At 67.6% G+C, this 24,798-nt stretch carries 23 protein-coding genes; 7 read left to right on the top strand and 16 right to left on the bottom strand.

From position 1 onward, the window contains the following. Nucleotides 1-258 precede the first annotated feature (258 nt). From SB771_RS22050 to phnS, 7 genes are read right to left on the bottom strand one after another with little or no spacing between them, the layout of a single operon-like run. Nucleotides 259-810, bottom strand: coding sequence for a phosphonate degradation HD-domain oxygenase (locus SB771_RS22050; protein WP_175660135.1), 552 nt, complete (start codon nucleotides 808-810; stop codon nucleotides 259-261). Nucleotides 811-814: 4 nt separating this feature from the next. Continuing rightward, nucleotides 815-2,269 (bottom strand): phosphonoacetaldehyde dehydrogenase, encoded by a 1,455-nt coding sequence (phnY, locus tag SB771_RS22055; protein ID WP_175660134.1) that lies wholly within the window; start codon nucleotides 2,267-2,269, stop codon nucleotides 815-817. Next, nucleotides 2,266-3,576, bottom strand: coding sequence for a phosphonoacetate hydrolase (phnA, locus tag SB771_RS22060; protein ID WP_175660133.1), 1,311 nt, complete (start codon nucleotides 3,574-3,576; stop codon nucleotides 2,266-2,268). The genes phnY and phnA overlap by 4 nt, the downstream gene beginning before the upstream one ends. Next, nucleotides 3,573-4,433: a 2-aminoethylphosphonate ABC transport system, membrane component PhnV gene (gene phnV / locus SB771_RS22065; protein ID WP_105830456.1), complete on the bottom strand. Its 861-nt coding sequence runs from the start codon at nucleotides 4,431-4,433 to the stop codon at nucleotides 3,573-3,575. Before phnV ends, phnA begins: the two co-directional genes overlap by 4 nt. Next, nucleotides 4,423-5,343: a 2-aminoethylphosphonate ABC transporter permease subunit gene (gene phnU, locus SB771_RS22070; RefSeq protein ID WP_175660132.1), complete on the bottom strand. Its 921-nt coding sequence runs from the start codon at nucleotides 5,341-5,343 to the stop codon at nucleotides 4,423-4,425. The genes phnV and phnU overlap by 11 nt, the downstream gene beginning before the upstream one ends. Further along, on the bottom strand, nucleotides 5,321-6,424 hold the full coding sequence (gene phnT, locus SB771_RS22075; RefSeq protein ID WP_175660131.1) for a 2-aminoethylphosphonate ABC transport system ATP-binding subunit PhnT: 1,104 nt from the start codon (nucleotides 6,422-6,424) through the stop codon (nucleotides 5,321-5,323). Before phnT ends, phnU begins: the two co-directional genes overlap by 23 nt. Nucleotides 6,425-6,458: 34 nt before the next feature. Continuing rightward, complete coding sequence (gene phnS / locus SB771_RS22080) at nucleotides 6,459-7,547, bottom strand: 2-aminoethylphosphonate ABC transporter substrate-binding protein (protein WP_006756348.1); 1,089 nt, start codon at nucleotides 7,545-7,547, stop codon at nucleotides 6,459-6,461. 253 nt (nucleotides 7,548-7,800) lie between these two features. Between phnS and SB771_RS22085 the strand changes: the two genes are divergently transcribed. After that, complete coding sequence (locus tag SB771_RS22085) at nucleotides 7,801-8,910, top strand: 2-aminoethylphosphonate--pyruvate transaminase (protein WP_175660130.1); 1,110 nt, start codon at nucleotides 7,801-7,803, stop codon at nucleotides 8,908-8,910. Nucleotides 8,911-9,012: 102 nt separating this feature from the next. Here the strand turns inward: SB771_RS22085 and SB771_RS22090 are convergent, their stop codons facing one another. From SB771_RS22090 to aroQ, 3 genes are read right to left on the bottom strand one after another with little or no spacing between them, the layout of a single operon-like run. After that, the gene (locus tag SB771_RS22090) at nucleotides 9,013-10,353 is read right to left on the bottom strand and encodes an MFS transporter (protein WP_175705295.1); all 1,341 of its coding nucleotides are present in this window, start codon (nucleotides 10,351-10,353) and stop codon (nucleotides 9,013-9,015) included. A 34-nt stretch (nucleotides 10,354-10,387) separates the two neighbouring features. Next, nucleotides 10,388-11,242: a shikimate dehydrogenase gene (locus tag SB771_RS22095; RefSeq protein WP_175660128.1), complete on the bottom strand. Its 855-nt coding sequence runs from the start codon at nucleotides 11,240-11,242 to the stop codon at nucleotides 10,388-10,390. Next, nucleotides 11,239-11,694, bottom strand: a complete 456-nt coding sequence (gene aroQ / locus SB771_RS22100; protein ID WP_006756352.1) for a type II 3-dehydroquinate dehydratase — start codon at nucleotides 11,692-11,694, stop codon at nucleotides 11,239-11,241. The genes SB771_RS22095 and aroQ overlap by 4 nt, the downstream gene beginning before the upstream one ends. Before the next feature lie 256 nt (nucleotides 11,695-11,950). On the opposite strand from aroQ, the gene SB771_RS22105 reads away from it, so the two are divergent. Together SB771_RS22105 and SB771_RS22110 are read left to right on the top strand one after the other, a co-directional pair. Beyond that, nucleotides 11,951-13,843 carry a bifunctional sugar phosphate isomerase/epimerase/4-hydroxyphenylpyruvate dioxygenase family protein gene (locus SB771_RS22105; RefSeq protein ID WP_175660127.1) on the top strand — a complete coding sequence of 631 codons (1,893 nt, stop codon included), beginning with the start codon at nucleotides 11,951-11,953 and terminating at the stop codon, nucleotides 13,841-13,843. A gap of 285 nt (nucleotides 13,844-14,128) precedes the next feature. Beyond that, nucleotides 14,129-14,392 (top strand): hypothetical protein, encoded by a 264-nt coding sequence (locus SB771_RS22110; protein ID WP_011659625.1) that lies wholly within the window; start codon nucleotides 14,129-14,131, stop codon nucleotides 14,390-14,392. A gap of 75 nt (nucleotides 14,393-14,467) precedes the next feature. Here the strand turns inward: SB771_RS22110 and SB771_RS22115 are convergent, their stop codons facing one another. Next, nucleotides 14,468-15,262: an AraC family transcriptional regulator gene (locus SB771_RS22115; protein WP_011659626.1), complete on the bottom strand. Its 795-nt coding sequence runs from the start codon at nucleotides 15,260-15,262 to the stop codon at nucleotides 14,468-14,470. 643 nt (nucleotides 15,263-15,905) lie between these two features. On the opposite strand from SB771_RS22115, the gene SB771_RS22120 reads away from it, so the two are divergent. After that, the gene (locus SB771_RS22120) at nucleotides 15,906-17,042 is read left to right on the top strand and encodes a branched-chain amino acid ABC transporter substrate-binding protein (RefSeq protein WP_011659627.1); all 1,137 of its coding nucleotides are present in this window, start codon (nucleotides 15,906-15,908) and stop codon (nucleotides 17,040-17,042) included. A gap of 320 nt (nucleotides 17,043-17,362) precedes the next feature. Next, nucleotides 17,363-18,673: an MFS transporter gene (locus tag SB771_RS22125; RefSeq protein WP_105830464.1), complete on the top strand. Its 1,311-nt coding sequence runs from the start codon at nucleotides 17,363-17,365 to the stop codon at nucleotides 18,671-18,673. 155 nt (nucleotides 18,674-18,828) lie between these two features. Here SB771_RS22125 and SB771_RS22130 read toward each other — a convergent pair whose 3' ends face one another. The 3 genes from SB771_RS22130 to SB771_RS22140 form a co-directional block, all read right to left on the bottom strand. Next, nucleotides 18,829-19,266, bottom strand: a complete 438-nt coding sequence (locus tag SB771_RS22130; RefSeq protein ID WP_105830465.1) for a DoxX family protein — start codon at nucleotides 19,264-19,266, stop codon at nucleotides 18,829-18,831. A gap of 224 nt (nucleotides 19,267-19,490) precedes the next feature. Continuing rightward, nucleotides 19,491-19,946 carry an RbsD/FucU family protein gene (locus SB771_RS22135; protein ID WP_006752322.1) on the bottom strand — a complete coding sequence of 152 codons (456 nt, stop codon included), beginning with the start codon at nucleotides 19,944-19,946 and terminating at the stop codon, nucleotides 19,491-19,493. Nucleotides 19,947-20,025: 79 nt separating this feature from the next. Beyond that, nucleotides 20,026-20,418 carry a nuclear transport factor 2 family protein gene (locus SB771_RS22140; RefSeq protein WP_175660126.1) on the bottom strand — a complete coding sequence of 131 codons (393 nt, stop codon included), beginning with the start codon at nucleotides 20,416-20,418 and terminating at the stop codon, nucleotides 20,026-20,028. A 172-nt stretch (nucleotides 20,419-20,590) separates the two neighbouring features. Between SB771_RS22140 and SB771_RS22145 the strand changes: the two genes are divergently transcribed. Next, nucleotides 20,591-21,076 carry a cysteine hydrolase family protein gene (locus SB771_RS22145; RefSeq protein ID WP_175660125.1) on the top strand — a complete coding sequence of 162 codons (486 nt, stop codon included), beginning with the start codon at nucleotides 20,591-20,593 and terminating at the stop codon, nucleotides 21,074-21,076. 68 nt (nucleotides 21,077-21,144) lie between these two features. Here the strand turns inward: SB771_RS22145 and garD are convergent, their stop codons facing one another. After that, the gene (gene garD / locus SB771_RS22150; protein ID WP_105830468.1) at nucleotides 21,145-22,698 is read right to left on the bottom strand and encodes a galactarate dehydratase; all 1,554 of its coding nucleotides are present in this window, start codon (nucleotides 22,696-22,698) and stop codon (nucleotides 21,145-21,147) included. Between the two features lie 239 nt (nucleotides 22,699-22,937). On the opposite strand from garD, the gene kdgD reads away from it, so the two are divergent. Continuing rightward, nucleotides 22,938-23,852 (top strand): 5-dehydro-4-deoxyglucarate dehydratase, encoded by a 915-nt coding sequence (gene kdgD / locus SB771_RS22155; RefSeq protein ID WP_006752326.1) that lies wholly within the window; start codon nucleotides 22,938-22,940, stop codon nucleotides 23,850-23,852. A gap of 136 nt (nucleotides 23,853-23,988) precedes the next feature. Here kdgD and SB771_RS22160 read toward each other — a convergent pair whose 3' ends face one another. Further along, entirely contained in the window at nucleotides 23,989-24,540 is a 552-nt protein-coding gene (locus SB771_RS22160) for a hypothetical protein (protein WP_175660124.1), read from the bottom strand. Nucleotides 24,541-24,798 lie beyond the last annotated feature (258 nt).

Genomic DNA, 24,798 nt, shown 5'->3' on the forward strand with positions numbered 1-24,798 from the left:
GTCTTTCTTCGCTCGTCAACAACTTTCTGAACTGCTTCGTTGCGACGGCGAGGGGTTCAACTTCGTGTGCGCCGGGGTTCCTACAGCAACCCTCGTCAGCACCGCTTCCCTTCCCTCCCGCGCCGCGTTTCCGTTAGCGCGAAAGAGGCGTGATTGTAGGCACCTGCCTCGAACCGCGCAAGGGGTTTCTCGAAAAAAATATAAGGCCCCGCACGCTACCGCGCACGGGGCCTTCCTTATATGGACGCACCCGGGCCGTCAGGCCACACGCACCTGGCGCGCCACTATCTCCATATAGTGATCGAGGTTCGGCGTCACCTTGCCCTCTTCCTTCGCCGTATCGTCCCAGCGGCGCAGACGCAGCGCATCCTCCGCGAACGGGCGTTGCAGGAATGCCGCCGTCTCCTTCTCGCTGAAAACGCCGCCTTGCAGTGCGAGACTGCGCACCGAATCGGGCGACAGGCTCTCGAAGTAGCCGGCGTCCGTCCGGCACAGGCAACGCTTCGCGTCGACGTGCAGCCGGATCGGCTCCAGCACCGCATCGTTGAACAGCGGCCGCAGGAACGGCAGCGCGTAATACTGATGAAGATCGTCGATTCCGCGTGCGCTCGGCGTCTCGCCCTGGCGATTCAGCAAATGACCGAGGTCGTGCAGGAATGCCGCCGCGACCAGCGCGTCGTCGGCGCCCGCCTCCTCCGCCAGCAAGCCGCTTTGCAACGCATGCTCCAGCTGCGTGACCGGTTCGCCGCTATAGGCGACATGGCCATGTTCGCGATACAGCCCGTGGATCTCTTCCACCGTCAGTGCCATCCGCTTACTCCCAAGGCAGCGAAAACGTCTTCAGGTTCGTGAAGCTCTTCATCGCTTCCTGAACGCCTTCCTTATAGCCAAGCCCCGAATCCTTGACGCCGCCGAACGGCGACAGCTCGATCCGGTATCCGGGCACTTCCCATACATTCACCGTCCCGACGTTCAGCTCGTTCACGAACCGCACGACCGCGGCCGTACTGTCCGTGCACACCCCCGACGACAGCCCGAATGCCGTGCCGTTGCTGATCCGGATCGCATCGTCGATCGTGTCGAACGTCATGACGGGCGATACGGGGCCGAAAGTCTCCTCGCGCACGATCGTCATCGACGGATCGACGTTGTCGAGCACGGTCGGCGAATACAGCGCACCGCGCCGCACGTTGCCGGTCAGCAGGCGCGCACCCTGCGCGAGCGCCTCGCTGACCCGCGCCTCGAACAGCCGCGCCGCCGCGTCGTCGATCACCGTGCCCATTTCGTTCGCGGGATCGAACGGATCGCCGTAATTCCATGCGCGCGTCTTCTCGACGAGCAGCTCGGTGAACGCCGGCGCGATCGAGCGCTGCACCAGGATCCGCTTGACGGCCGTGCAGCGCTGCCCCGAATTCCGGTACGAACCGAGCACGGCCAGCGATGCCGCACGTTCCAGATCGGCATCGTCGAGCACGATCAGCGGATCGTTGCCGCCCAGCTCCAGCACGATGCGCCGGTAGCCGGCCCGCGCGGCGATCGCCTTGCCGATCGACACGCCGCCCGTGAAGGTAATCAGCGATGCATGCGGATGCGTGACGAGTTCGTCCGCGATCTCGCGCGGGTCGCCCGTCAGCACCTGCAGCATCGGCTCGGGCAAGCCGGCCTCGTAGAGCAGGTCCGCCAGATAGAACGCCGACAGCGGCACCTTCTCCGACGGCTTCACGATCACGCGGTTGTTGGTCGCGATCGCCGGCGCGATCTTGTGCGCGACCTGATTCATCGGGTGATTGAACGGCGTGATCGCGACGATCACGCCATCGAGCGGCTGCCGTTGCGAGAACACGCGTCGCGCCTTGCCGTGGGGTGTCAGGTCGCACGAGAAGCTCTGCGCGTCGTCGCGCAGCGCCTCGACCGACGCGAACTTCAGCACGTCGGCGACGCGGCCGATCTCGTAGCGGGAATCCTGTTTCGACAATCCCGATTCGAGCGTGATCAGGTCGGATGCCGCCTCGGCACGCTCGCGCAGTAGCGCGGCCGCACGTTCGAGGATCTGCGAACGCTCGTAACGCGTGAGCGCGGGCCGGTATGCCATCGCGTAGTCGAACGCGGCACGCACGTCGTCGACGCTCGCCCGCGGCGCCGTACCGACACGCGTGCCGGTGTAGGGATCGGTGACGTCGAACACACGATCGCGCGTCGCACGCGTGCCGCACCAGCGCAGCGCCTCGGCGCGAAACGCGGGGTGGTCCTGGCGGGGATGAGCCATCATGACGCGACCCGGTTCAGCACGAAATCGAACACGTCGAAGTTGCGCGGCCGACGTGCGGGGTCGTCCCGCTCGATCCGACGGTTGAACAGCAACGGCACTTCCTGCTCGGACACGCCGCCGTGCGAACGCAGCGGCACGGTCAGGCCGGACAGGTCGTGTTCGCGCTCGCGCGTGCCGAGCGTCATGTCGCGTCGCGCGATCACGACGAGATCGCCGATCCGGTCGGCCGGCAGCTCGAAGCGGGCGGCCGCTTCCGCGTTGTCGAGCACGAGCTCGACGCCGTCGAGCCCGCCGACGCGCCACATCGCATCGGTCCGGTCGACACCCGGCGCCAGATACACGGTCGCGAACGAGCCGAGCGCGCCGTGGTGCACGACGTACGGATCGGTGATCGGCAGGATCACGCGCGCGGCCCGCGCACCGAACCAGCCGTCGAACGCGTCCTGCAGATAGATCACGTTCGGGCGGCCGGTTGCCGGATCGTGCTTCGCGTTCATCCCGTGGTCGGCCGTGAGCCCGAGCGCCCAGCCGAGCGCGTCGAGCTGCGCGAGATAGCCGTCCATCATTGCGTAGAACGCGTTCGCGCCGGCACTGCCCGGCTCGCACTTGTGCTGGACGTAGTCAGTGGTCGACAGGTACATCAGGTCGACCTGGCGCGTCTGCGCGAGCCGCACGCCGGCCGCGAACACGAATTCGGACAGCGCCGCGCTGTATACGTCGGGCGACGGCAGGCCGACCCAGTCGAGCACGTCGGCGATCCCGTTTTCCGCGAGATTCGCCTGCGCGGCCTTCTCCGCGGAAAAACAGATGCCGTTCATCTGCCAGCCGAGCAGCCGGCGCAGCTTGTCCTTCGCCGTGACGACGGCCACCCGCGCGCCGGCGTCGGATGCAGCCGCGAGCAACGTGCCAGCCCGCAGGTAGGCCGGGTCGTTCATCATCACTTCGGCGCCGCGACCGCCGTCGGCGGCCGGATCCCAGAAGTAGTTGCCGCAGATCCCGTGGACCGAGGGCGGCACGCCGCAGACGATCGACAGGTTGTTCGGGTTGGTGAAGGTCGGCACCACGCAGTCGGCGCGCCACGCGGTGCCTGCCGCGATCATCCGGCCGATGAACGGCGCGACGCCCGCCTCCACCGCACGCTCGAGATAGTCGTACTCGCAGCCGTCGACGCAGACCACGACGGTCGGTTCGACCGGCAGCCGGTAGCGCCGGCCGTTCACGTCGACGGAACGACCCGCGAGATCCGTCGATACCTTGCCCGCGGCCGCTTGCTCGCCGGGCAGCCGCAACGCGAACGCGGCGTTCATGATGCGGCCCGCGTGCCGCGCGGCACGCGCGCGGCGATCAGCAGCAGCGCCGCGAGCGACGCCCCGAGCATCAACAGCGACAGCGCCGATGCCGGCAGGTAGTAACCCCGCTCCACCTGGCCGATCACGACGATCGGCACGGTCGCGAAACCCGGCGGATAGACGGTCAGCGTCGCGCCGAGTTCGCCGAGCGACAGCGCGAAGCCGAGCGCGAGACTCGCACGCAGCGCCGGCACGAGCTGCGGCAGCAGCACGCGGCGCAGCACCATCGCGGGCGGCGCACCGAGGCTCGCCGCCGCTTCGCGCAGCACGGTCAGTTCCGGCCGCAGCGCGGCGGCCGCGCAGCGATAGCAGAACGGCAGAATCAGCGCGAGCTGCACGAGCACGACGATCGCCGCGGAGCTCGACAGGTCGAGCGGCTTCTGGTGATACGCGATCAGCACCGCGAGCCCGAGTACGACGCTCGGCACGCCGTTCGGCACCATCACGAGCGCGTCGACGAGCGCGCCGAGGCCGCGCCGGTCGCGCCCTTCGAGCGCGAGCGCGAGCCACAGCCCGAGGATCGTGCCGAGCGCCGACACGCCGAAGCCGATTTCGAGGCTCGTCAGCAGCGCGTCGTATTCCGGCGACGCCAGCCGCTCGAACCAGCGCAGGCTGTAGCCGGCCGGCAGAATCGTGCCCGACCACTGCGTCGACACGCTCGACAGCGCGACGACCACGACCGGCAGCACGAACAGCCAGAAGCAGGCGAACGCGGCCAGCGCGAGCGCGGCGCGCGACGCATGCTTGAGCAGCGTGTCGCCCCAGCCGATCTGGTGGCGCGGCACGGCTGCCCCGATACGGAATTCAGCGGACATCGTTCCCTCCCGTCGCACGCCGGTTCACCCGGCGATAAACCGCATAGAGCGCCAGCGACAGCGCGAGCATCACGACCGCGCCGGCCGATGCGGTCGGCAGGTCGAGGTCGACGGTCGCGCTGCTGTAGATCGCGACCGGCAGCGTCACGAGCCGCGCGCTGCCGAGCACGAGCAGGATCCCGAACTCGTTCAGCGTCAGCAGGAAACACAGCACGGTGCCGGCGGCGATGCCCGGCCACGCGATCGGCAACACGACGCGGCGCGCGAGCATCCAGCCGGACGCGCCGAGACTGCGCGCCGCCTCGATCAGGCGCAGGTCGAGCGTCGCGAACGACGCGAGCGTCGGCCGCACGACGAACGGCGTATAGAACACGGTCTGCGCGAGAATCACGCCGCCGATGCCGAACAGGAAGTCGAGCGGCGGGTTCTCGAGATGGAACAGCTGCTGCAGCGCGATGCTGATCGAGCCTTGCGAGCCGTACAGGAAGATCAGCGTGAACGCGACGAGGAACGACGGGAACGCGACGTACAGCTCCAGGAAGCGCGTGACGAGCGATGCGCCCGGGAACGGCCTGAAGAACAGCAGCGCGGCCAGCAGCACGCCGAGCACCGACGCGGTGCCGGCGCTCGCGAACAGCACGCCCACGCTCGTCAGCAGCACGCTGCGCGTATCGGGGTTGCCGAAGAACGTCCGGTACGCGGCGAAGCTCAGCCCGTGATCGCCGGACACGCTCAGCAGCACGAGCCGCACCAGCGGATAGATGACGAGCGGGCCCAGCACGACGAGCGCGAGCGCGGCGAGGTGCAGGTCGCCCCTGCGCTTGCGGCGCCGCGCGGCGGCGGCATGCGCGGCGGCCGACGCGAGCGCCCGCGGCGGCAGGCCGGCTTCAGGGCTCGATAAGGACGACATCGTCTGCCTCGCAATGCAGGGAAACGCGCGCACCGCGCTCGGGAGCCGCGCCGCGGCCGCGTTGCATCGTGACGCGCACGGGCTCGTCGGGCGCCGCGTCGATCACGACCGCGATCGACAGGTCCGCGCCCTGCCATTCGACGGACGACACCGTGCCGTGCAGGCCGCCCGCCGCGAGCGGCATCACGGTCAGGCGCTCGGGGCGCACGCAGGCGACCTTGTCGCGCACGTCGTGGCGCGGATCGCCGAGCGGGAAGATCACGTGCGGGGGCAGCAGGTTGGCGGGGCCGAGATAGCGCGCGACGTAGCCGTCCCGCGGCGTGTCGTACAGCTGCTGCGGCGTGCCGAGCTGCGCGATGTGGCCGTCGCGCATCAGCAGTGCGCGGTCGGACAGCACGAGCGCGTCGTCGCGGTCGTGCGTCACGCAGACGACGGTCAGGTTCGGCAGGCGCTCGTGCAGCGCCTTCAGTTCGCTGCGCACCGATGCGCGCAGGTTGGCGTCGAGCGCCGACAGCGGCTCGTCGAGCAGCAGCACGTCCGGTTCGATCACGAGCGCACGCGCCAGTGCGACGCGCTGCTGCATCCCGCCCGACAGTTGCGCGGGCAGATGATGGCCCGCATCGCCGAGCTGCACGAGCTTCAGCGCGTCGGCGACGCGGCGCGTCACGTCCGACGAGGCCATGCCGCGGGCGCGCAGCCCGAATGCGACGTTCTCGAACACCGACAGGTGCGGGAACAGCGCGTAATTCTGGAACAGCAGACCGAGATTGCGCTTGTGCGGCGGCGCATAGGTCAGGTCGCGTCCGGCCACGGTCAGCGTGCCGGTCAGGCCGTCGGCCTTCACGAACCCGGCGATGAAGCGCAGCAGCGTGGTCTTGCCGCAGCCGCTCTTGCCGAGCACGGTCAGAAATTCTCCGGCGCCGATCGACAGCGACAGATCTTCCAGCACCGTGCGTGCGCCGTAGCGCACGCTCAGGTGCTCGATCCGCACGCCGCCCGGCGCGCCGGACCGCAGCGTCGCTTGCGGTTCGGCGGCGCCGAATGCGCCGGGATGGGTCAGGGTGGTTTCCACCGGGTTCATCCTCTTGCTCACTAATACAGGCGGCGCGCGCCGATCACTTCGGCTTGACGACGTCGAGCTGCTTGCCCGAGCTGCCGATCACGTCCTTCTTCCAGCGCTCGATCCACACCGGCTTCTTCGCCATCACCTGGCTCCAGTCGACTGGGATCAGCTTCACGCCCGCGATCGCCTTCTTGACCGCCTCGCCGTTCTTGCCGGCCAGCGGAACGTCGGTGCGACCCGGGATGCCGTACATGTCCGGCACCTTCGACTGCACTTCCGTCGACATCAGGTAGTCGATCAACTTCTTGCCGACGTCCTGGTTCGGGCCGCTCTTGATCAGACCGATGCCGTACGGCAGCTGGAACGTGGTCGGCTGGTCGCCGTCCTTCGCGGCCAGGAAGATCGGCTTGACGGACAGCGCGCCGTGCTCGGCGTCGTCGAGGTCCATCTGCAGGTCGCCGTTCGCGACGCTGATCTCGTTGCGCGACAGCAGCACGTTCAGGTAGCCGGTGCCCTTCGTGTGGAACTTCACGCTCTGCGACAGTTTCGCGAGGTAGTCGAACGCCTTGTCCTCGCCCATCAGCGAGGTCGTCAGGATCAGCACGGCCATCCCGTCGCCGGCGGTCGCCGGGTTCGAGTACGCCACCTTGCCGGCATAGCTCGGCGACAGCAGGTCGGCGAACGTCTTCGGCTGGTTCTTCACGACGTCCGGGTTGATCGCGAACGAGAAGTAGTTGTTCACGAACGTCGCCCACGTACCGTCTTCCGCCTTCGCGATCGCCGGCACGTTCTTGTAGTTCACGCTCTGGTACGGCTGCAGCAGGCCCATCTGGCCGGCTTGCTGAATGAACGGCGGCAGCGTGACGATCACGTCCGCCTTCGGCGAGTTCTTCTCGATGTTCGCGCGGTTGACGACCTCGCCGCTGCCCGCCGTCACGATGTTGACCTTGACGCCTTCCTTCTTCTCGAAGGCCGGCAGCACATCGCGATAGAGGTTCTCGAGACCGTCCGCCGTATACAGCACGACCGCGTTCGCCGCATGCGCGGGCAATGCGACGCCCATCAGGCCGGCGACGCCGGCAGCCAGCGCGAGCTTGCGGAACGCGCCGGCAGCGGCGCGCGAGGAATTCTGCAGTGTCATCTCACTTCTCCGTAGGCGGAACACCAGCGGCCGGGGCACGATCCGGCTCGTTTCAGTCGGGCAGACCGACAACCGGCCGGCCTCGCTGCCGCGCTGCAGGTGGTGTCGCGCGGCAACCGAAGGATCACAGCGTTCGATGACAAAGCCGTGACGCGCGCCACAATTTCCACAAAATGACACATTTTGCCAATATCATGCAAGTCACTCAGAAATGCCGCCTCCCCGTTTCGTCCGACCTTTGCTGGAGAAAACCATGCCCGATCCGATTCTGCTCACGCCCGGCCCCCTCACCACGTCCGCCACAACACGCCACGCAATGCAACATGACTGGGGCTCGTGGGACGCCGCTTTCAATCAGTTGACGGCCAGCGTCTGCGCGGACCTCGTCGCGATCGCGCGCGGCGGCGACGAGTACGTGTGCGTGCCGATGCAAGGCAGCGGCACCTTTTCGGTCGAGGCCGCCCTCGGCACGCTGGTGCCGCGCGACGGCGTCGTGCTTGTGCCCGACAACGGCGCGTATTGCGCGCGCATCCTGAAGATCCTCGGCCGGCTCGGCATCGAAGCGATCGCGTTGCCGTTCGGCGAGGACGCAGCGGCCGACCCCGCGGCGGTGGAAGCCGCGTTCGCGCGCGAGCCGCGCATCACGCATGTCGCGCTGGTGCACCTGGAAACGAGTGCCGGCATCCTGAATCCGCTCGACGCGATCGCGGCCGTGTGCCGGCGGCACGGCAAGCGGCTGATCGTCGACGCGATGAGTTCGTTCGGCGCGCTGCCGATTACGCTGGCGGACAGCGGGATCGACGCACTGGTGTCGGCGAGCGGCAAATGCCTGGAAGGCGTGCCGGGGATGGGGTTCGCGATCGTGCGGCGCGACGCGCTCGATGCATGCGAAGGCAACTCGCCGTCGCTCGCGCTCGACCTCCACGACCAGCACGCGTACCTGCGCAGGACGGGCCAGTGGCGCTTCACGCCGCCGACCCACGTGATCGCCGCGCTGCGCGCCGCGCTCGACCAGTATCTCGCCGAAGGCGGCCAGCCCGCGCGTGGCGCGCGCTATGCGGAGAACTGCCGGACGCTGGTCGAATCGATGCGCGCACTCGGCTTCGCGCCGTTCCTCGACGCCAGCGTGCAGGCGCCCGTGATCGTCACGTTCCATGCGCCCGACCATCCGGCCTACGATTTCCGCCGCTTTTACGACGCGGTGCGCGACGCGGGCTTCATCCTGTATCCGGGCAAGCTGACGAAAGTGGAGACGTTCCGCGTCGGCTGCATCGGCGCGATCGATGCCGGCGACATCCGCCGCGCGGTCGCGGCGATCGCGCAGGCGCTCGAATCGCTCGGGATTGCCATGCAGCGCGCGTGAGCGCGGATGCATGAGCCGGCCCGCAATCCGGCGGCAGAAATAAAAACGCCCGGCGACCCAAGGTCGCCGGGCGAATGCACCGAGCGTGCGTGGAGCCGGTACTTACAATTCGATCCGCTTGATGTCGCCGACGACGAAGATGTACGACAGTGCGCCGATCAGCGCGATCACGCCGATGAACACCAGCGCGCCGACGAACGAACCGGTCGACGCGACGATGAAGCCGACGACGAGCGGCGTGACGATCCCCGCGAGGTTCGCCGCGAAGTTGAAGATGCCGCCCGTCACGCCGAGCAGGCCGTCCGGCGCGATGTCGGACACGAGCGTCCAGCCGAGCGCGGCCATCCCCTGCGCGAAGAAGGCGATCGACATGATCGCGATCACGGCTTCGTTGCTCTTCACGTAGTTCGCGAGAATGATCGTCGACGCGAGCAACAGGCCCGCGATGATCGGCAGCTTGCGTGCGAGGTTCGCCGACTTGCCGCGACGCAGCAGCCAGTCGGAGAAGATCCCGCCGAACATCACGCCAACCGACGCGGCGATGAACGGCATCACCGCGAAGAAGCCGATCTTCAGCCAGCCCATGTGGCGCTCGGTCGCGAGATAGGTCGGGAACCAGGTCAGGAAGAACACGAGCGTCGAGTTGCCGGCGAACTGGCCGAGGCAGATACCCGCGAGCTGGCGCTTCTTCAGCAGCTGGCCGGCCATCGACCAGCTGAACTTCTTCTGCTCGCCCTTGCCGCCCTTGTCGCCCTTGCGCGCAGCGTGCACGAGACCGCCGCCTGCCTCGATGTAGGCAAGTTCCTCCGAGTTCGCGGCCGGATGATCACGCGGCTCGTGATAGAACTTCCACCAGATCAGGCCGAACGCGATACCGACCGCGCCGACGACCCAGAACAGCGAACGCCAGCCGAACGCGCCCATCAGCGCGAACAGCACCGGGCTGAAGAACGCGAGGCCGATGTATTCGCCGACGGTATACGTACCGGTCGCCATCGCGCGCTCGCTCTGCGGGAACCAGGTCGCGACGACGCGGCTGTTGGTCGGGAAGCACGGCGCCTCCGTCACGCCGAGGCCGAGCCGGCACGCGAGCAGCGTCGCGATGCCCGGCACGAAGCCCTGCAGGAACGTGCACAGCGACCACAGCGTCATCGACCAGTAATAAGTGACCTTGCTGCCGAAGCGGTCGAGGAACAGGCCGCCGGGCACCTGCATCGCGACGTACGTCCACGAGAACGCGGAGAACATGATGCCCATCACCGCCGCGTTGATGCCGAGCTCCTTGGTGAGCTGCGGCGCAGCCACCCCCAGCACGGTACGGTCGAGATAGTTGATCATCGTGCCGATCGCGAGCAGCGCGAGAATCTTGTAGCGCGCCGATGTCCGCCGGACCGTGCCGGCCGCCTGCGCTGGCGCGGCGTTCGTGTGGGTGGTGTGCTGCATGGTTGTCTCCTGGTTTCTCTTTTGGATCGAAGGATCAGCGCGCGACGAGCGACTGAAAGTGTTCGAACATCCGCTCGTCGTCCGGCGTACGTCCGGTGAAGATCTCGAACGCATCGACGGCCTGGTACACGGCCATCCCGCCGCCCGGCAGCGTCGCGCAGCCGGCCGCCCGCGCCGCGCGGATCAGTTCGGTTTCGAGCGGGAAATACACGATGTCGGCCACCCACATTCCCGCGTGCAGCAGTTCGGCCGGCAGCGGCAGGCCCGGATGCTTGGTCATGCCGGTCGGCGTGGCATGGATCAGGCCCGTCGCGGCGCGCATCGCGGCCGCGAGATCGCTGCCCGGCGTGACCCGGGCGGCCGGGAAGCGCTGCTGCAGTTCGCTCGCGAGCGTGTCGGCACGCGTGCCGTCGACGTCGAAAATCGTCAATTCGGCGGCACCCATCTGCAGCGCCGCATGCGCGACGGCCGCGCCCGCGCCGCCCGCACCGAGCTGGACGACGCGCTCGAGCGACGCGCCGGGAAGCCCGCGGCGGAACGACTTCGCGAAACCCGACCAGTCGGTGTTGTGACCGATCCGCTTGCCGTCCTTGAACAGCACGGTGTTCACCGCGCCGAGCGCGCGCGCATCGTCCGACAGCGCGTCGAGGTGCTCGATCACGCGCTGCTTGCACGGGTGCGTGATGTTCAGCCCGTTGAAGCCCATCCGCTGCGCGGCCTCGAGCAGTTGCGGCAGCGCGTCGACGGTCAGGCCGAGTGCGTCGAGATCGATGCGCCGGTACACGTAGCCGAATCCCTGGCGGAATCCTTCTTCCTCATGCATCGCGGGCGACAGCGAACCGGCGATGCCCTGGCCGATCAGGCCGATCAGAAAAGACGGGCGGCTCATCGTGCGGCTCCCTGCGCAAAAAGGGTCGACAGGCGCTGCAGCGCGAATACGTAGCCTTCGGTGCCGCAGCCGCAGATCACGGCCTCGGCCACCGCCGACACATACGAGTGGTGACGGAACGCCTCGCGGCGATGCACGTTGGAGATATGCACCTCGATCACCGGTTTCGCGATCGCGGAAAGCGCGTCGGCCAGCGCGACCGACGTGTGCGTATAGGCAGCCGGGTTGATCACGATGCCGTGCGTGTCGTGACGCGCGGCATGCAGCCAGTCGATCAGCTGGTGCTCGGCGTTCGACTGGCGAAAGTCGATCTCCAGCCCGAGCCCGTCGGCCGCCGTGCGGCAACGCTGCTCGAGATCGGCGAGGGTTTCCGCGCCGTAGATATGGGGCTCGCGGGTACCCAGGAGATTCAGGTTCGGGCCGTTCAGTACCAGCACCTTGTGCTTGCTCATGACGATTTCTGCTCTTAAAAAAAGGGGGCGGAACGTTGCCCGCTGCGCCCGTGACATCAGGAAGTTGGCGCTAGTGTGCGCCGGCATGCAAGCGCTGTCTTTTCGGGTTTTCGCTAATTTGTACCAACTAGTTAGTTTGTATAATCCCTCTCACTTCCCTAGTAAATTCGGGATATGGCGTTCGTCGTGAATTCAACGACTGGTTCATTCGGGTCCGATCGGCCGACGCCACCCCGCTCATCCGCAGGATTCCCCCATGCAGCGCTCGATCGCCACCGTGTCACTGTCCGGCACCCTCGCCGAGAAGCTCGCCGCCGTCCAGGCCGCCGGCTTCGACGGTGTCGAAATCTTCGAGAACGACCTCGTCTACTTCGACGGATCGCCCGCCGACGTGCGGCGCATGGCCGCCGATCTCGGCCTCGACATCGTGCTGTTCCAGCCGTTTCGCGACTTCGAGGGCGTGAGCCCGGCCCAGCTCGCCCGCAATCTCGACCGCATCCGGCGCAAGTTCGACGTGATGCACGCGCTCGGCACCGACCGCATCCTGGTGTGCAGCAACGTGTCGCCCGACACGATCGCGGACGACGCGCTGCTGGTCGACCAGCTCGGCGCGCTCGCCGAAGCCGCGCGGCAGGCCGGCGTGGTCGCCGCGTACGAGGCGCTCGCGTGGGGCCGCGTCGTGAAGCGGTACGGCCATGCGTGGCAGCTCGTGAATGCGGTGAACAGCCCGCACCTCGGCCTCGCGCTCGACAGCTTCCATACGCTGTCGCTCGACGATTCGCCGGACGCGATCGCCGACATCCCCGGCGACCGGATCGCGTTCGTGCAGATCGCCGATGCGCCGAAGCTCGCGATGGACGTGCTCGAATGGAGCCGCCACTTCCGCTCGTTCCCCGGCCAGGGCGACTTCGACCTCGCGCGCTTCACGGCTCGCGTGATCGAGTCCGGCTATACGGGGCCGCTATCGCTCGAGATCTTCAACGACGGCTTCCGCGCCGCGCCGACCGCGATCACGGCTGCCGACGGCCACCGCTCGCTGCTCTATCTGGAAGAACTGACGCGCGCGCGGCTCGCACAGGACGGCCGCGCGCCGGCTGCCGACCAGCCGCTGTTCGCGCCGCCGGCGCCGCCCGCGCACGTCGGGTTCCAGTTCATCGAGTTCGCGGTCGACGCGCAGGCGGCGGCCACCGTCGGCGCATGGCTCGGCAAGATGCGGTTCCGGCTCGCGGGCCGCCATCGGTCGAAGGACGTGACGTTGTTCCAGCACGGCGCCGCGTCGATCGTGCTGAACGCCGAGCGCGACTCGTTCGCCGATGCGTTCTTCCAGCAGCATGGGTTGTCGCTCTGTGCGTCGGCGTTTCGCGTCGACGATGCGAAGGTGGCGTTCGAACGCGCGGCCGGTTTCGGCTACGCGCCGTTTTCCGGGCGCGTCGGCCCGAACGAGCGCGTGCTGCCGAGCGTGCAGGCGCCGGACGGCAGCCTCGAATACTTCGTCGACGAGACGCCGAACGCGCCGACGCTGTATGAATCGGATTTCGTGCTGACCGACATCGACGGCCCCACCGAGGTCGGGCCGCTGACGGGCATCGATCACGTCTGCCTCGCGCTGCCGGCGGACGCGCTCGATACGTGGATCCTGTTCTTCAAGACTGCATTCGGCTTCGAAGCCGAGCGCAGCTGGCTCGTCCCCGACCCGTACGGCCTGATGCGCAGCCGTGCGGTGCGCAGCGCGGACGGCTCGGTGCGGATCGCGCTGAACGCGTCGGTCGACCGCCATACGGCCGTCGCCGAATCGCTGGACCGCTATCACGGCACGGGGCTGAACCACGTCGCGTTCCGGACCGACGACATCGTGAAGACGGTCGCCGCGTTTGCAGCCGACGGCGTGCCGTTCCTGCGCATTCCGCCGAACTATTACGACGATCTCGCCGCGCGCTACGCGCTGCCGGACGAGCTGATCGACACGCTGAGCGCCCACCATCTGCTGTACGACCGCGATGAAAACGGCGGCGAATTCCTGCATGCGTATACGGAACTGGTCGACAACCGCTTCTCGCTCGAGATCGTCGAGCGGCGCGGCGGCTACGACGGCTACGGTGCGGCAAACGCGGCCGTGCGGCTCGCCGCGCAGGCCCAGCGCAGGAAATAAGGAAGCAACGGGAAGTTCGTTCCGGGTCGGCGCGGCAGGGGAAACCAGGGGCCTCCGTCGCGCCCGCCGCTCGGGCGCACCATCGTGGGGAATGTGGCCGCGACGCCCGCCCGGCAAGGTTGACGCTTGCGCATCCGACACGACCGGCCAGTGCGAGTTACATCCGGTAATGCTTGCCGCGCCGCAACATCGGCGCGGTGGCTGCCATTTTAAGAATCGCTTAAGTCTTTCTCGGCACCATCCGCAACCAGTACCCGATGGATATCTCGAAAAAGGAGGACAGCGATGAGCGCCGTAGATGCACCCGCGGGCCGCCAGCCCGCCCCCCCTGCGAAAAAGACGATGCTGCGCCGTTTGCTCAGCCATCACGAAATCGCGACGCTGCTCGTGCTGCTGCACGCGCCGATCGGCGCGAATGCCAAACCCGAATTGCCCGCGCTGCAGGAAGCCGGTCTCGTCGAGATGATCAAGCTCGACGCCGACACGTCACCGCGCTTCCGGCTGACCGAAGACGGCACGGCCGTCCTGAAAGGGCTCGGCTACCGCTGAGCCGACGCTTTCCCCGCTCCCCGTTCCCGCCACACCCCGATCATCGCGAACCGCCGGCCCGGCCGGCGCGTCGCTTCACCCCGCCCGATCCTGCAGCATCAGCCGGTATTCGGTCGGCGTCACGCCGACCGTCGCCTTGAACTGGCGCGTGAACGCGCTGTGATCCGTATAACCGCATAGCGCCGCCACGTCCGTCACCTTGTCGTGCGTGACGAGCAGCGCCGTGGCCGCGTCGAGGCGCGTCTTCAGCAGCACCTGGCGCGGCGTCAGGTGAAACACCTTGTGGAAGTAGCGTTCGAGCTGCGCGACCGACATCCCGGCCATCTGCGCGAGCTGCTTGAGGTTCAGCGGCTGCACGTAGTGATCCTGGATGTGCTGGACCACGTCGGCGAGCTTGCTGTACGCCGGATGCGAGCCCTCTTGCGCCTTCAGGTCGCGCGAAATGCCCGCGAGGCCGACCACCTTGCCGGCCGCGTCGCGCAGCGGCTCCTTGCAGGTCAGGCACCAGCCCGGCTGACGGCCCGGATACAGATGCAGCTCGAGCTGGTCCATCAGTTGCTGGCCGGCGGTGATCGTCGCCATGTCCTGCTCGAAATAGGTGCGGCCGAAGCGGCGCGGAAACACTTCGTCGGTCGTCTTGCCGAGCAGGTCGCGCTTGTCCTTGTAGCCGCAGCGCATGGCCAGCGTGCGGTTGACGAGCGCGTAGCGGCCGTTCGCATCCTTCACGAAGAACGCGACGTCGGGCAGCGCGTCGAACACCGGCTCGAGCAGGCGGAAGTGCGCGAGCATCGCGCCGAGATCGGCGTTGTCGGGCTGGTAGCGCAACGTATCGGACAGGCTCATGGGCGGTGCGGCAAGGAAGGTCGTCATCCCGGCATCTGCGAAGGGGGTGGCTGATGGCGTCGATTATAGGAGCGCCCTCTCGAACGCGTGTTGGCGATCGCGGGCGGGCGAGCGGGACGGCTCGGCTCGGCTCGGCGAACGGTGGGACGCGCAATGCGTCGCCGATCGGCGGTGATTCAGCGATCGCATACGTTGGCGCATCGTACGCCGTGAGGTTGTGCGCACAACCAACGCGCCACTCGCGTGTCCGGCGGGGACGATTTCGCGTCGGCCACCGCCGGCAGCGACATCCAGCGCCCTCCGCCGGCGCCGCGACCGCACACGCCCGACCCGCCATCCTAGAAATGCCGGCGTGTCGCGTCTTGGCGCGTTTGCGCACTCCTCATGACGATTTCAGCATATATCAGGGTTATCGACGATATGCCGAAATCGTCGCCGGCCGCGCACCGAACGCGCAAGACGCGGGCATTTTCGCTACCTAGACTTCGCTCAACGGTTACGAGACGACATCCCGCCGCCACCGCGCACGCCGATTCCGGCACAACCCGCGCGGCGCACGGCGAGCCGCACCGCCCTCCCATAGGCGTGCAAACCGATACGTCTCGCCCGGTTTACCGCACCGGCCCGCTGGCCGGCGGCGGCCCAACCACGCCATCAAGGGGAAGTGAAAGTGAAGCTGAAGGTATCGCACGTCGCGCTGGCTGCTGCCTGCGCACTGTCGGGCGCACACGCCATCGCCGCCGACGTCGTCAAGATCGGTTTCGCCGCACCGCTGACGGGGCCGCAGTCGAACTACGGCGCGGACATGCAGAAGGGCGTGCAACTCGCGATCGCCGATTTCAACGCGACGCACCCGACGATCGGCGGCAAGCCCGTCACGTTCCAGCTCGACTCGCAGGACGACCAGGCCGATCCGCGCACCGGTACGACCGTCGCGCAGCGGCTGATCGACGACAATGTCCGCGGCGTGATCGGCCACTTCAACTCGGGCACGAGCATTCCCGCGTCCGACCTGTACGATCGCGCGGGGCTGCCGCAGATCTCGATGGCGACGTCGCCGCAATACACGGCGCGCGGCTACAAGACGACCTACCGGCTGCTGACGAGCGACGCGCAGGCCGGCCGCATCGTCGGCACCTATGCGGTGAAGTCGCTGCACTTCAAGCGCATCGCGATCATCGACGACCGCACGGCCTACGGCCAGGGTATCGCCGACGAATTCGCGAAGGCCGTGCAGGCCGCGGGCGGCACGATCGTCAAGCGCGACTTCACGAACGACAAGGCGCTCGACTTCTCCGCGATCCTGACCAATCTGAAGGGCGTCAACCCCGACGCGATCTTCTACGGCGGCGGCGATGCGCAGTCTTCGCCGATGATCCGCAAGATGCGCCAGCTCGGCATGAAGTCGGCATTCGTGACCGGCGAGATGTCGCGCTCGCCGACGTTCCTGAAGGTCGGCGGCGAAGCGGCCGAAGGCGCGATCGTCTATATGGGCGGCCTGCCGAAGGAAAAGATGCCGGGCTTCGCCGGCTACGCATCGCGCTACAAGGCACGCTTCAATGAAGACGTGATCACCTACTCGCCCTACGCGTACGACGGCACGATCGCGCTGCTCACCGCGATGAAGGACGCGAACTCGACCGACCCGAAAGTCTATACGCCGTACCTCGGCAAGGTGTCGGTCAAGGGCGTGTCGGCGCCGAGCATCGCGTACGACGCGAAGGGCGACCTGAAGGATGCGCCGGTGACGATCTACAAGGTCGAGCACGGCGCGTTCAAGCCGGTCGACACGATCGCCGGCAACTGATCGCGGGGCCCATGCCCCGCGCGGCGCGGCAAGCGGTTCACCCCGCCTGCCGCGCCGCTTGCGTTTCGGCTCGATGAAGTCCGAAACACGCCTCGGCGCGCCCCCGCGCCCGCGCATTTCGCGCTCCTGTAGAATCCCCCCACCCGCTTTGACGCCTCGTCTGCGTTGCGCCCCATCCCGGTGCGACGGCGCGTGTTTCGTGCCCCATCCGGCACCCGGCACGCTTCGACGATGCAAGCCGCGCCTTGTCAGTCCATGCCGATAGCGGGCCCTGGAGACGCAGCACCGACAACTACATTCGAAAACCGATCGTCCTGACCATGCAAGCTTCCGAATTGAGCGGCGTGCCTCGCGCCGCCGAACGCGCGCTCACGCGCAGCGACTACAAAACCCTTGGCCTTGCCGCACTCGGCGGCGCCCTCGAGTTCTACGACTTCATCATCTTCGTGTTCTTCGCGCCGGCGATCGGGCAGCTGTTCTTCCCGCACGACATTCCCGACTGGCTGCGCCAGTTGCAGACGTTCGGCATCTTCGCGGCCGGCTATCTCGCGCGCCCGCTCGGCGGCGTGATCATGGCGCACTTCGGCGACCTGTTCGGCCGCAAGCGGATGTTTACGCTGAGCGTGCTGATGATGTCGGTGCCGACGCTGCTGATGGGTCTGCTGCCGACTTACGACACGGTCGGCATCCTCGCGCCGGTGTTGCTGCTGCTGTTCCGCGTGCTGCAAGGCGCGGCGGTCGGCGGCGAAGTGCCGGGCGCATGGGTGTTCGTGTCGGAGCACGTGCCGTCGCGCCACATCGGCTATGCGTGCGGCACGCTGACCGCGGGCCTCACGGCCGGCATCCTGCTCGGCTCGCTGGTCGCCGCCGGCATCAACAGCCGTTACTCGGGCGCCGAAGTCACCGCGTTCGCGTGGCGCATTCCGTTCCTGCTCGGCGGTGTGTTCGGCCTGTTCTCCGTGTACCTGCGCCGCTGGCTGCACGAGACGCCGGTGTTCGCCGAGATGAAGGCGAAGAAGGCGCTCGCGGCCGAGATTCCGCTGAAGGCCGTGCTGCGCGACCATGGCCGCGCGGTGATCGTGTCGATGCTGCTCACGTGGATGCTGTCAGCGGCGATCGTCGTCGTGATCCTGATGACGCCCGCGCTGCTGCAGAAGCAGTTCCATCTGACGCCCGCGACCACGCTGTTCGCGAACAGCGTCGCGACGCTGTGCCTGACGGCCGGCTGCGTCACCGCCGGCTCGCTCGCGGGCTGGATCGGCGCGAAGCGCGTGCTCGGCATCGGCGGCTTGGTGCTGGCCGCGTGCTACTACCTGCTGTTCGTGCAGGTCGCGGCCGACGCGTCGACGCTGCCGCTGTACTACGGGATCGCCGGCTTCGCGGTCGGCACGATCGGCGCGGTGCCGTTCGTGATGGTCCGCAGCTTCCCGGCCGTCGTACGCTTCTCGGGCATCTCGTTCTCGTACAACGTCGCGTATGCGATCTTCGGCGGCCTCACGCCGGTGATCGTGTCGCTGATGATGAAGTCGAATCCGCTCGCGCCGGTCGTGTACGTCGCGGCGATCTGCGTGCTCGGCGCGATCGCCGTGCAGTTCTCGAAGGATGCGCCGGATCTGAACGACGCACGCTGAACGCCGCCACGTCGGCGCGCACGCGCCGGCTCCATGAACGAAGGGCCGAATCCCGCGGCGTGCGGAATTCGGCCCTTCTGTTTTGCTTCAGTGCGACGACGTGCGTGGTGCGTGCGTTGCCCGGTTCAGCTCGAATCAGCCCGAATCAGGTCGACTCAGCGCAGCGCGCCATACGACGAACTCGGCCGGCGCAGCGCGTCGATGCTCGCGCCGCCCGCGCCGGTCACGAACAGCAGCAGGAAGCCGCCGGCGATCGCGACGTTCTTCCAGAAGTGGATGACCATGTCGTGCTGGACCGCTGCGTCGGTCGCGTCCCAGAAATTGTGTCCGACCATCGCGGTCGCGATCGTATAGAACGCCAGCAGCAACGCGAGCGGCCTGACCTTGTAGCCGACGATCAGCAGCAGGCCGCCGAGCGCTTCGATCGTCACGACGATCGGGCCCATCACCTGCGGATAGGGCACGTTCAGCGCGTGCAGATAGCCGATGAAATCGCTGTAGCCGAGCAGCTTCATCACGCCGCCCCACAAGAACAACGCCGCCAGCGCCAGGCGCGCGAAAAAAATGACGCCGGAATCGACGGAACGCGTCATGCCTCTCTCCTCGTATGCAATTCGGCCGTCCGCACGGGGCACACCCATGCGGTTCGGGGCCGCGTGGCCCTGCGGGGCCCGCGGCAAATGGGCCAGCATAGAGGGTCTTTCCGCGCTGTCCAAGAAAAAGGTTGTAGCAAATCTTTACACTGCGGCGGGGGCGCAGGCACGGCGGCGCTATGAAAAGCGGCGTTCGCCCGTGCCGCAAATAAAGGGAACCGGCCCTAAGCCGCGTCGCTCAGCAGCACGCCCTTCTTGAACAGAAAGCAGCCGTAGCCGCGCAGTTCGCCGGTGACGATCACCGCGTAGGCCTGCTGCGCGCGCTCGTAGAACGCGAAGCGATCGATGCCCGCGAGCGGCACCGCGCGACCTTCCGCACGATCGATCTCGGCCTGTACCTCGCGCTGCACCGGCGGCACCGCGGCCGGATCGCCGACGACTTCCATCCGCCACGCGGGCGTGTCGACGAACGTGTCGAGCGGCAGCACCGACAGCACCGCGCGCGCGACGCGCGCCGAATCGGCGCCGTCGATGCGCAACGCGCGGCCGACCACCGTGTGCTCGGCGACGGATTCCGCCGGGAAATTCGCATCGCAGATCGCCACTTCATCTCCGTGGCCCATTGCGCGCAGCGCGTGCAGGATGTCGGCGTGCAGCAGCGGATCGAGATTCTTCAGCATGTCGGCAAGTCTCCGGGATCAGGAACGAACCGCATAACGTTACCCGATCCCGGGCGCCGCCGCGCATGCGCGGTTCGCGTCACGACGCCGCGGCCGGCATTTCGTCGATGAAACCCGTGACCGACTTCAGGCGGCCCGATGCGTCGACGGTGCCGAAATCCGAACCCTTCACGATCGCCGCGCCGTCGGGCGACACGAGCGCCCACGAGAAGCGCAGGTGCTGGCCGAACCCGTCGACGTCGGTCGTGCGGCGGAAACGGAACGCGGGGAAGCGTTCCTGCACTGCCGCGATCATCGTGTCGATGCCCGCGTGGCCGTCGCCGGCCATCAGCGGATCGCGATAGGCCGCGTCGCTCGCGTAGGTCGCATCGATCAGCGCGCGCCGGCGCGCGGCGTCGGGTTCGTTCCATGCATCGAAATAGCGGTCGATCAGGTCGGCGTGAGCGGACTGGACGGTTTGGGCGGTGTTCATGCGAGGCTCCTGGTCTGGATGAAGGGAGGACAGCGCCGCGAACCTGTCGGGTTCGCGTGCCGCTATCGTCGCCGGCCCCGCGCGGGCGGTCGATTACGTTCGAGGTAAGGAAATCGCACCGCCGGCGCACACGCTAGAATCGGCCTGCCTGGACCTCCGGACGTCATCCGCCATGCAGCAAGCCCTCCTGATCGTCGACATCCAGCCGACGTTCGCGCCGCCCGAATGGCTCGTCACCCGCGTGCGCGCGCTCGTCGGGCGCCTGCCGAGCGTCGCGACGGTCGAGCGTCACGACGAAGCGCGCGTGCCGTTCGAGCGGCAGCTCGGCTGGCGCCCGTCCCGCGACGACGACAGCCTGATCGCCGCCGATCGCGTATTCGTCAAGCATGGCTACGGGCTGCCCGTCGAAGTCGTCGAGCACTTGCGTGCGCTCGCGCCGGAACGCGTGCTCGTCTGCGGCATCCAGACCGACACGTGCGTGCTCGCGGCCGGCTTCGCGCTGTTCGACGCGGGCCTGCACCCGACGCTGCTCGCGGATCTCACGGCCGGTTCGTCGCTCGATCGCAGCGGCGAACTCGGCGTGCGGCTGTGGAAGCATCATTTCGGCCGCGTCGAGTACGCGCATGCGTTGTTCGACCTGCCGAACGACCACGCGTAGCGCGCCCGCCGCCGCAATGAAAACGGGCGCCCGAAGGCGCCCGCATCGTCAGCCGTCGCAACCGTGCGTCAGGTCACCGGAGCCGGATTGAACAGCGTCAGCGCATTCGCGAGCTTCCATTGCTCGGCCCACGTGCGGCGCTTGCCGCTCGCGACGTCGAGCATCAGCCGGAACAGCTCCCAGCCCACGTCCTCGATCGACGCCGCGCCGGTCGCGATCTGCCCCGCGTCGAGATCCATCAGGTCGTGCCAGCGGCGCGCGAGATCGCTGCGCGTCGCGACCTTGATCACCGGCACCTGCGCGAGGCCGTACGGCGTGCCGCGGCCGGTCGTGAAAATGTGCAGGTTCATGCCCGCCGCGAGCTGCAGCGTGCCGCAGATGAAGTCGCTCGCGGGCGTCGCCGCGTACAGCAGCCCCTTTTGCCGGGCACGATCGCCGGGACGCACGACGCCGGCGATCGGCGCGCTGCCCGACTTCACGATCGAGCCCATCGCCTTCTCGACGATGTTCGACAGGCCGCCCTTCTTGTTGCCGGGTGTCGTGTTCGCGCTGCGGTCGACGCGGCCGCGCTCCAGGTAACGGTCGTACCAGTCCATCTCGCGGATGATCTCGCGGGCGACGTCCTCGTTCGCGGCGCGCGACGTGAGTTGCGCGACGCCGTCGCGCACTTCGGTCACTTCCGAGAACATGATCGTCGCGCCGGCGCGCACCAGCAGGTCGGCCGCGAAACCGACCGCCGGGTTCGCGGTCAGCCCCGAGAACGCGTCGCTGCCGCCGCACTGCACGCCGACGACGAGATCCGACGCCGGACAGGTTTCGCGGCGACGGCGGTTCAGCCGCTCGAGATGCGATTCGGCCATCTTCATGATCGAGTCGATCATCGAGTTGAAGCCGACGTGCGCGGCATCCTGCAGGCACACCACGCCGCCGTTGTCGGTTGCGCCGTCGGCTGTCAGCGGAATCGCGCCGGGCGGCAGCAGGCGCTCGGGCTGCAGCTTCTCGCAGCCGAGACTCACCGTCATCACCTCGCCGCCGAAGTTCGGGTTCAGGCTGATGTTGCGCAGCGTGCGGATCGGAATGTCGGCGTCGGGCGCATCGATCGCGACGCCGCAGCCGTACGTGTGCTCGAGCCCGACCACGTCGTCGACGTTCGGGTAACGCGGCAGCAGCTCTTCCTTGATCCGCTTCACCGCATGCTCGACGACGCCGGACACGCACTGCACGGTCGTCGTGATCGCGAGGATGTTGCGCGTGCCGACCGAGCCGTCGGCATTGCGGAAGCCCTCGAACGTATAGCCTTCGAGCGGCGCCAGCGGCGGCGCGGCACGCGTGGCGAGCGGCAGGTTGTCCAGGCCCGGCGGCTCGGGCATGCGCATCGTGCGCTCGTTGACCCAGCTGCCGCGGCGCAGCTCCGTGAGCGCATAGCCGATCACGACGTTGTAGCGGACGATCGGGTCGCCGGCCGCGAGGTCGGCCAGTGCGACCTTGTGCCCTTGCGGCACGCCTTCGCGCAGCGTCAGGCCGTCGGCGAACGTCGCGCCCTCGGGCAGGCCGCCGTCGTTGACGACGATCGCGACGTTGTCGTCCGGATGCACGCGGATGTAGAGAGGGGAAGCAGTCATCGGAATTCCTGGAGGCTACCGGTCAAATCGTTAGTCATCATACGACATTCAACGCCAACCTGGGATGTTGCGTAAACCCTTATCCGGAAAGACCCTAACCCCGGCCCGCCAGCAAACCGCTTGCGTCACCCCTTCCCTCGTTGTACGATGACATACAACGACATCGCCAATACGGCTCGGATGCCGTGCCCGACAAACCTGCACTCGCGCTGCGCTCGCGCTAGACGGACGACCCAACCATGACTTCACCGCAAGAACTCAAACAAATCATCTCCCACGGCCTGCTGTCGTTTCCGCTGACGGACTTCGACGCAGACGGCAGCTTCCGCCCGACCACCTATGCGGAGCGCCTGGAATGGCTGGCACCGTACGGCGCGACCGCGCTGTTCGCGGCCGGCGGCACCGGTGAATTCTTCTCGCTCACGCAGCGCGAGTATTCGGACGTGATCCGCGTCGCGACGGAAACCTGCAAGGGCAAGGTGCCGATCCTGGCCGGCGCCGGCGGCGCGACGCGCGTCGCGATCGAATATGCGCAGGAAGCCGAGCGCCTCGGCGCGAGCGGCGTGCTGCTGATGCCGCACTACCTGACCGAAGCCAGCCAGGAGGGCATCGCCGAACACGTCGAGCAGGTGTGCCGCGCGCTGAAGATCGGCGTCGTGGTGTACAACCGCGCGAATTCGAAGCTGAACGCCGACATGCTCGAGCGCCTCGCCGATCGTTGCCCGAACCTGATCGGCTTCAAGGACGGCGTCGGCGAAATCGAGAGCATGGTCACGATCCGCCGCCGCCTCGGCGATCGCTTCGCGTACCTCGGCGGCCTGCCGACGGCCGAAGTCTACGCAGCCGCGTACAAGGCGCTCGGCGTGCCGGTGTACTCGTCGGCCGTGTTCAACTTCATCCCGAAGACGGCGATGGAATTCTACGAAGCGATCGCGAAGGACGACCACGCAACGGTCGGCCGCCTGATCGACGAGTTCTTCCTGCCGTACCTGCAGATCCGCAACCGTCGCGCGGGCTACGCGGTCAGCATCGTGAAGGCGGGCGCGAAGCTCGTCGGCCACGACGCGGGCCCGGTGCGCGCGCCGCTCGTCGATCTCAACGACGCCGAAGTCGCCGAACTGGACGTGCTGATCAAGAAGATGGGCCCGCAGTAAGCGGGGACGGCCGGCGCGGTGCGCTCAGCGGCACCGCTGCCGGCTTGTCGTCAGTGTTGCGTCGCGGCCGGCTCTTGCCGGCCGCGGTCGTTTGCAGCGGCGGCAACGCGCTGCACCCCGCCGCGAAGGCGTGCGGTCACATCTGCGCGATGACGCCGATGATCCGGTGACGCACGTTGCCGAGCTTGATGCGGGTCGTCTCGATCTGCTCCTGCGCGCCCGAACGCACGCGTGCGCTCGACTCGCCGCCGAGAATCTGCCCCAGCACGTCGCGGTCGACGACCGCATCGAAGAACCGGCCGACCGTGATCGTCGCCGACTGCTTCGCGGTCAGCAGCGCGCTGTTGGCCTGCGTCAGCGCGTCGGTACGCAGGTTCTGGTCGCGTTCGTCGATGCCGCGGCGCTGCTCGAGCGCGAACACCAGCGCTTCCATGTCCTGCCTGAAACGGCGCACGGCGAGGCCGAACATGAGCGAATGCGCATCGGAGCCCGTCACGGGCCGCCCCTGGTTGATGGTCATGTCGAATTCGCTGCCGCCGAGGTCGCGCTGGAATTCGAGCAGCGCATTCGCGAGCACGCGCCCTTCGCTGTACTGGCCGATGCGGCTGCGCACGGAATGCGCGACGTCGCCGATCGCCTTCCATAGTCCGGCGGCGAACAGGTGGTCGCCGCGCTTGCTGATGTTCATCGGATGGTTCCTTGTTGGTCTTGTGTCGGTCTCTCAGGCTCGCCAGCGGGCCGGACGGCCCGCAGCCCCGCTACTGTAGGAGAAATTCAGGCGGCGCGGAAGGTGGGGGCGGCTCGTCGCGCGCTCGGCAGCATGCGCAACCCCGCGGCACGAAACCCCGCCATAAATGAAAACGGCGGACGCGCCCGTGGGCACCGTCCGCCGCCATCCATCAACGTACCGAATCGCGCCCCTGCCGGGACGCGGCCTTCAGCCCGT

The sequence above is a fragment of the Burkholderia sp. SIMBA_051 genome, assembly GCF_046534915.1.
Taxonomy (GTDB): Bacteria; Pseudomonadota; Gammaproteobacteria; order Burkholderiales; family Burkholderiaceae; genus Burkholderia; species Burkholderia ambifaria.

What these genes read in the sequence shown, in the direction of transcription:
- phnA (WP_175660133.1), bottom strand. Translation starts at nt 3,576, where the DNA reads ATGAACGCCGCGTTCGCGTTGCGGCTGCCCGGCGAGCAAGCGGCCGCG.
- SB771_RS22160 (WP_175660124.1), bottom strand. Translation starts at nt 24,540, where the DNA reads ATGAACATCAGCAAGCGCGGCGACCACCTGTTCGCCGCCGGACTATGG.
- SB771_RS22135 (WP_006752322.1), bottom strand. Translation starts at nt 19,946, where the DNA reads ATGCTGAAGAATCTCGATCCGCTGCTGCACGCCGACATCCTGCACGCG.
- SB771_RS22095 (WP_175660128.1), bottom strand. Translation starts at nt 11,242, where the DNA reads ATGAGCCGCCCGTCTTTTCTGATCGGCCTGATCGGCCAGGGCATCGCC.
- SB771_RS22145 (WP_175660125.1), top strand. Translation starts at nt 20,591, where the DNA reads ATGCAGCAAGCCCTCCTGATCGTCGACATCCAGCCGACGTTCGCGCCG.
- phnU (WP_175660132.1), bottom strand. Translation starts at nt 5,343, where the DNA reads ATGTCGTCCTTATCGAGCCCTGAAGCCGGCCTGCCGCCGCGGGCGCTC.
- SB771_RS22085 (WP_175660130.1), top strand. Translation starts at nt 7,801, where the DNA reads ATGCCCGATCCGATTCTGCTCACGCCCGGCCCCCTCACCACGTCCGCC.
- SB771_RS22140 (WP_175660126.1), bottom strand. Translation starts at nt 20,418, where the DNA reads ATGAACACCGCCCAAACCGTCCAGTCCGCTCACGCCGACCTGATCGAC.
- SB771_RS22110 (WP_011659625.1), top strand. Translation starts at nt 14,129, where the DNA reads ATGAGCGCCGTAGATGCACCCGCGGGCCGCCAGCCCGCCCCCCCTGCG.
- SB771_RS22090 (WP_175705295.1), bottom strand. Translation starts at nt 10,353, where the DNA reads ATGCAGCACACCACCCACACGAACGCCGCGCCAGCGCAGGCGGCCGGC.
- aroQ (WP_006756352.1), bottom strand. Translation starts at nt 11,694, where the DNA reads ATGAGCAAGCACAAGGTGCTGGTACTGAACGGCCCGAACCTGAATCTC.
- garD (WP_105830468.1), bottom strand. Translation starts at nt 22,698, where the DNA reads ATGACTGCTTCCCCTCTCTACATCCGCGTGCATCCGGACGACAACGTC.
- SB771_RS22050 (WP_175660135.1), bottom strand. Translation starts at nt 810, where the DNA reads ATGGCACTGACGGTGGAAGAGATCCACGGGCTGTATCGCGAACATGGC.
- SB771_RS22105 (WP_175660127.1), top strand. Translation starts at nt 11,951, where the DNA reads ATGCAGCGCTCGATCGCCACCGTGTCACTGTCCGGCACCCTCGCCGAG.
- kdgD (WP_006752326.1), top strand. Translation starts at nt 22,938, where the DNA reads ATGACTTCACCGCAAGAACTCAAACAAATCATCTCCCACGGCCTGCTG.
- phnV (WP_105830456.1), bottom strand. Translation starts at nt 4,433, where the DNA reads ATGTCCGCTGAATTCCGTATCGGGGCAGCCGTGCCGCGCCACCAGATC.
- phnY (WP_175660134.1), bottom strand. Translation starts at nt 2,269, where the DNA reads ATGATGGCTCATCCCCGCCAGGACCACCCCGCGTTTCGCGCCGAGGCG.
- SB771_RS22125 (WP_105830464.1), top strand. Translation starts at nt 17,363, where the DNA reads ATGCAAGCTTCCGAATTGAGCGGCGTGCCTCGCGCCGCCGAACGCGCG.
- SB771_RS22130 (WP_105830465.1), bottom strand. Translation starts at nt 19,266, where the DNA reads ATGACGCGTTCCGTCGATTCCGGCGTCATTTTTTTCGCGCGCCTGGCG.
- SB771_RS22115 (WP_011659626.1), bottom strand. Translation starts at nt 15,262, where the DNA reads ATGACGACCTTCCTTGCCGCACCGCCCATGAGCCTGTCCGATACGTTG.
- phnT (WP_175660131.1), bottom strand. Translation starts at nt 6,424, where the DNA reads ATGAACCCGGTGGAAACCACCCTGACCCATCCCGGCGCATTCGGCGCC.
- phnS (WP_006756348.1), bottom strand. Translation starts at nt 7,547, where the DNA reads ATGACACTGCAGAATTCCTCGCGCGCCGCTGCCGGCGCGTTCCGCAAG.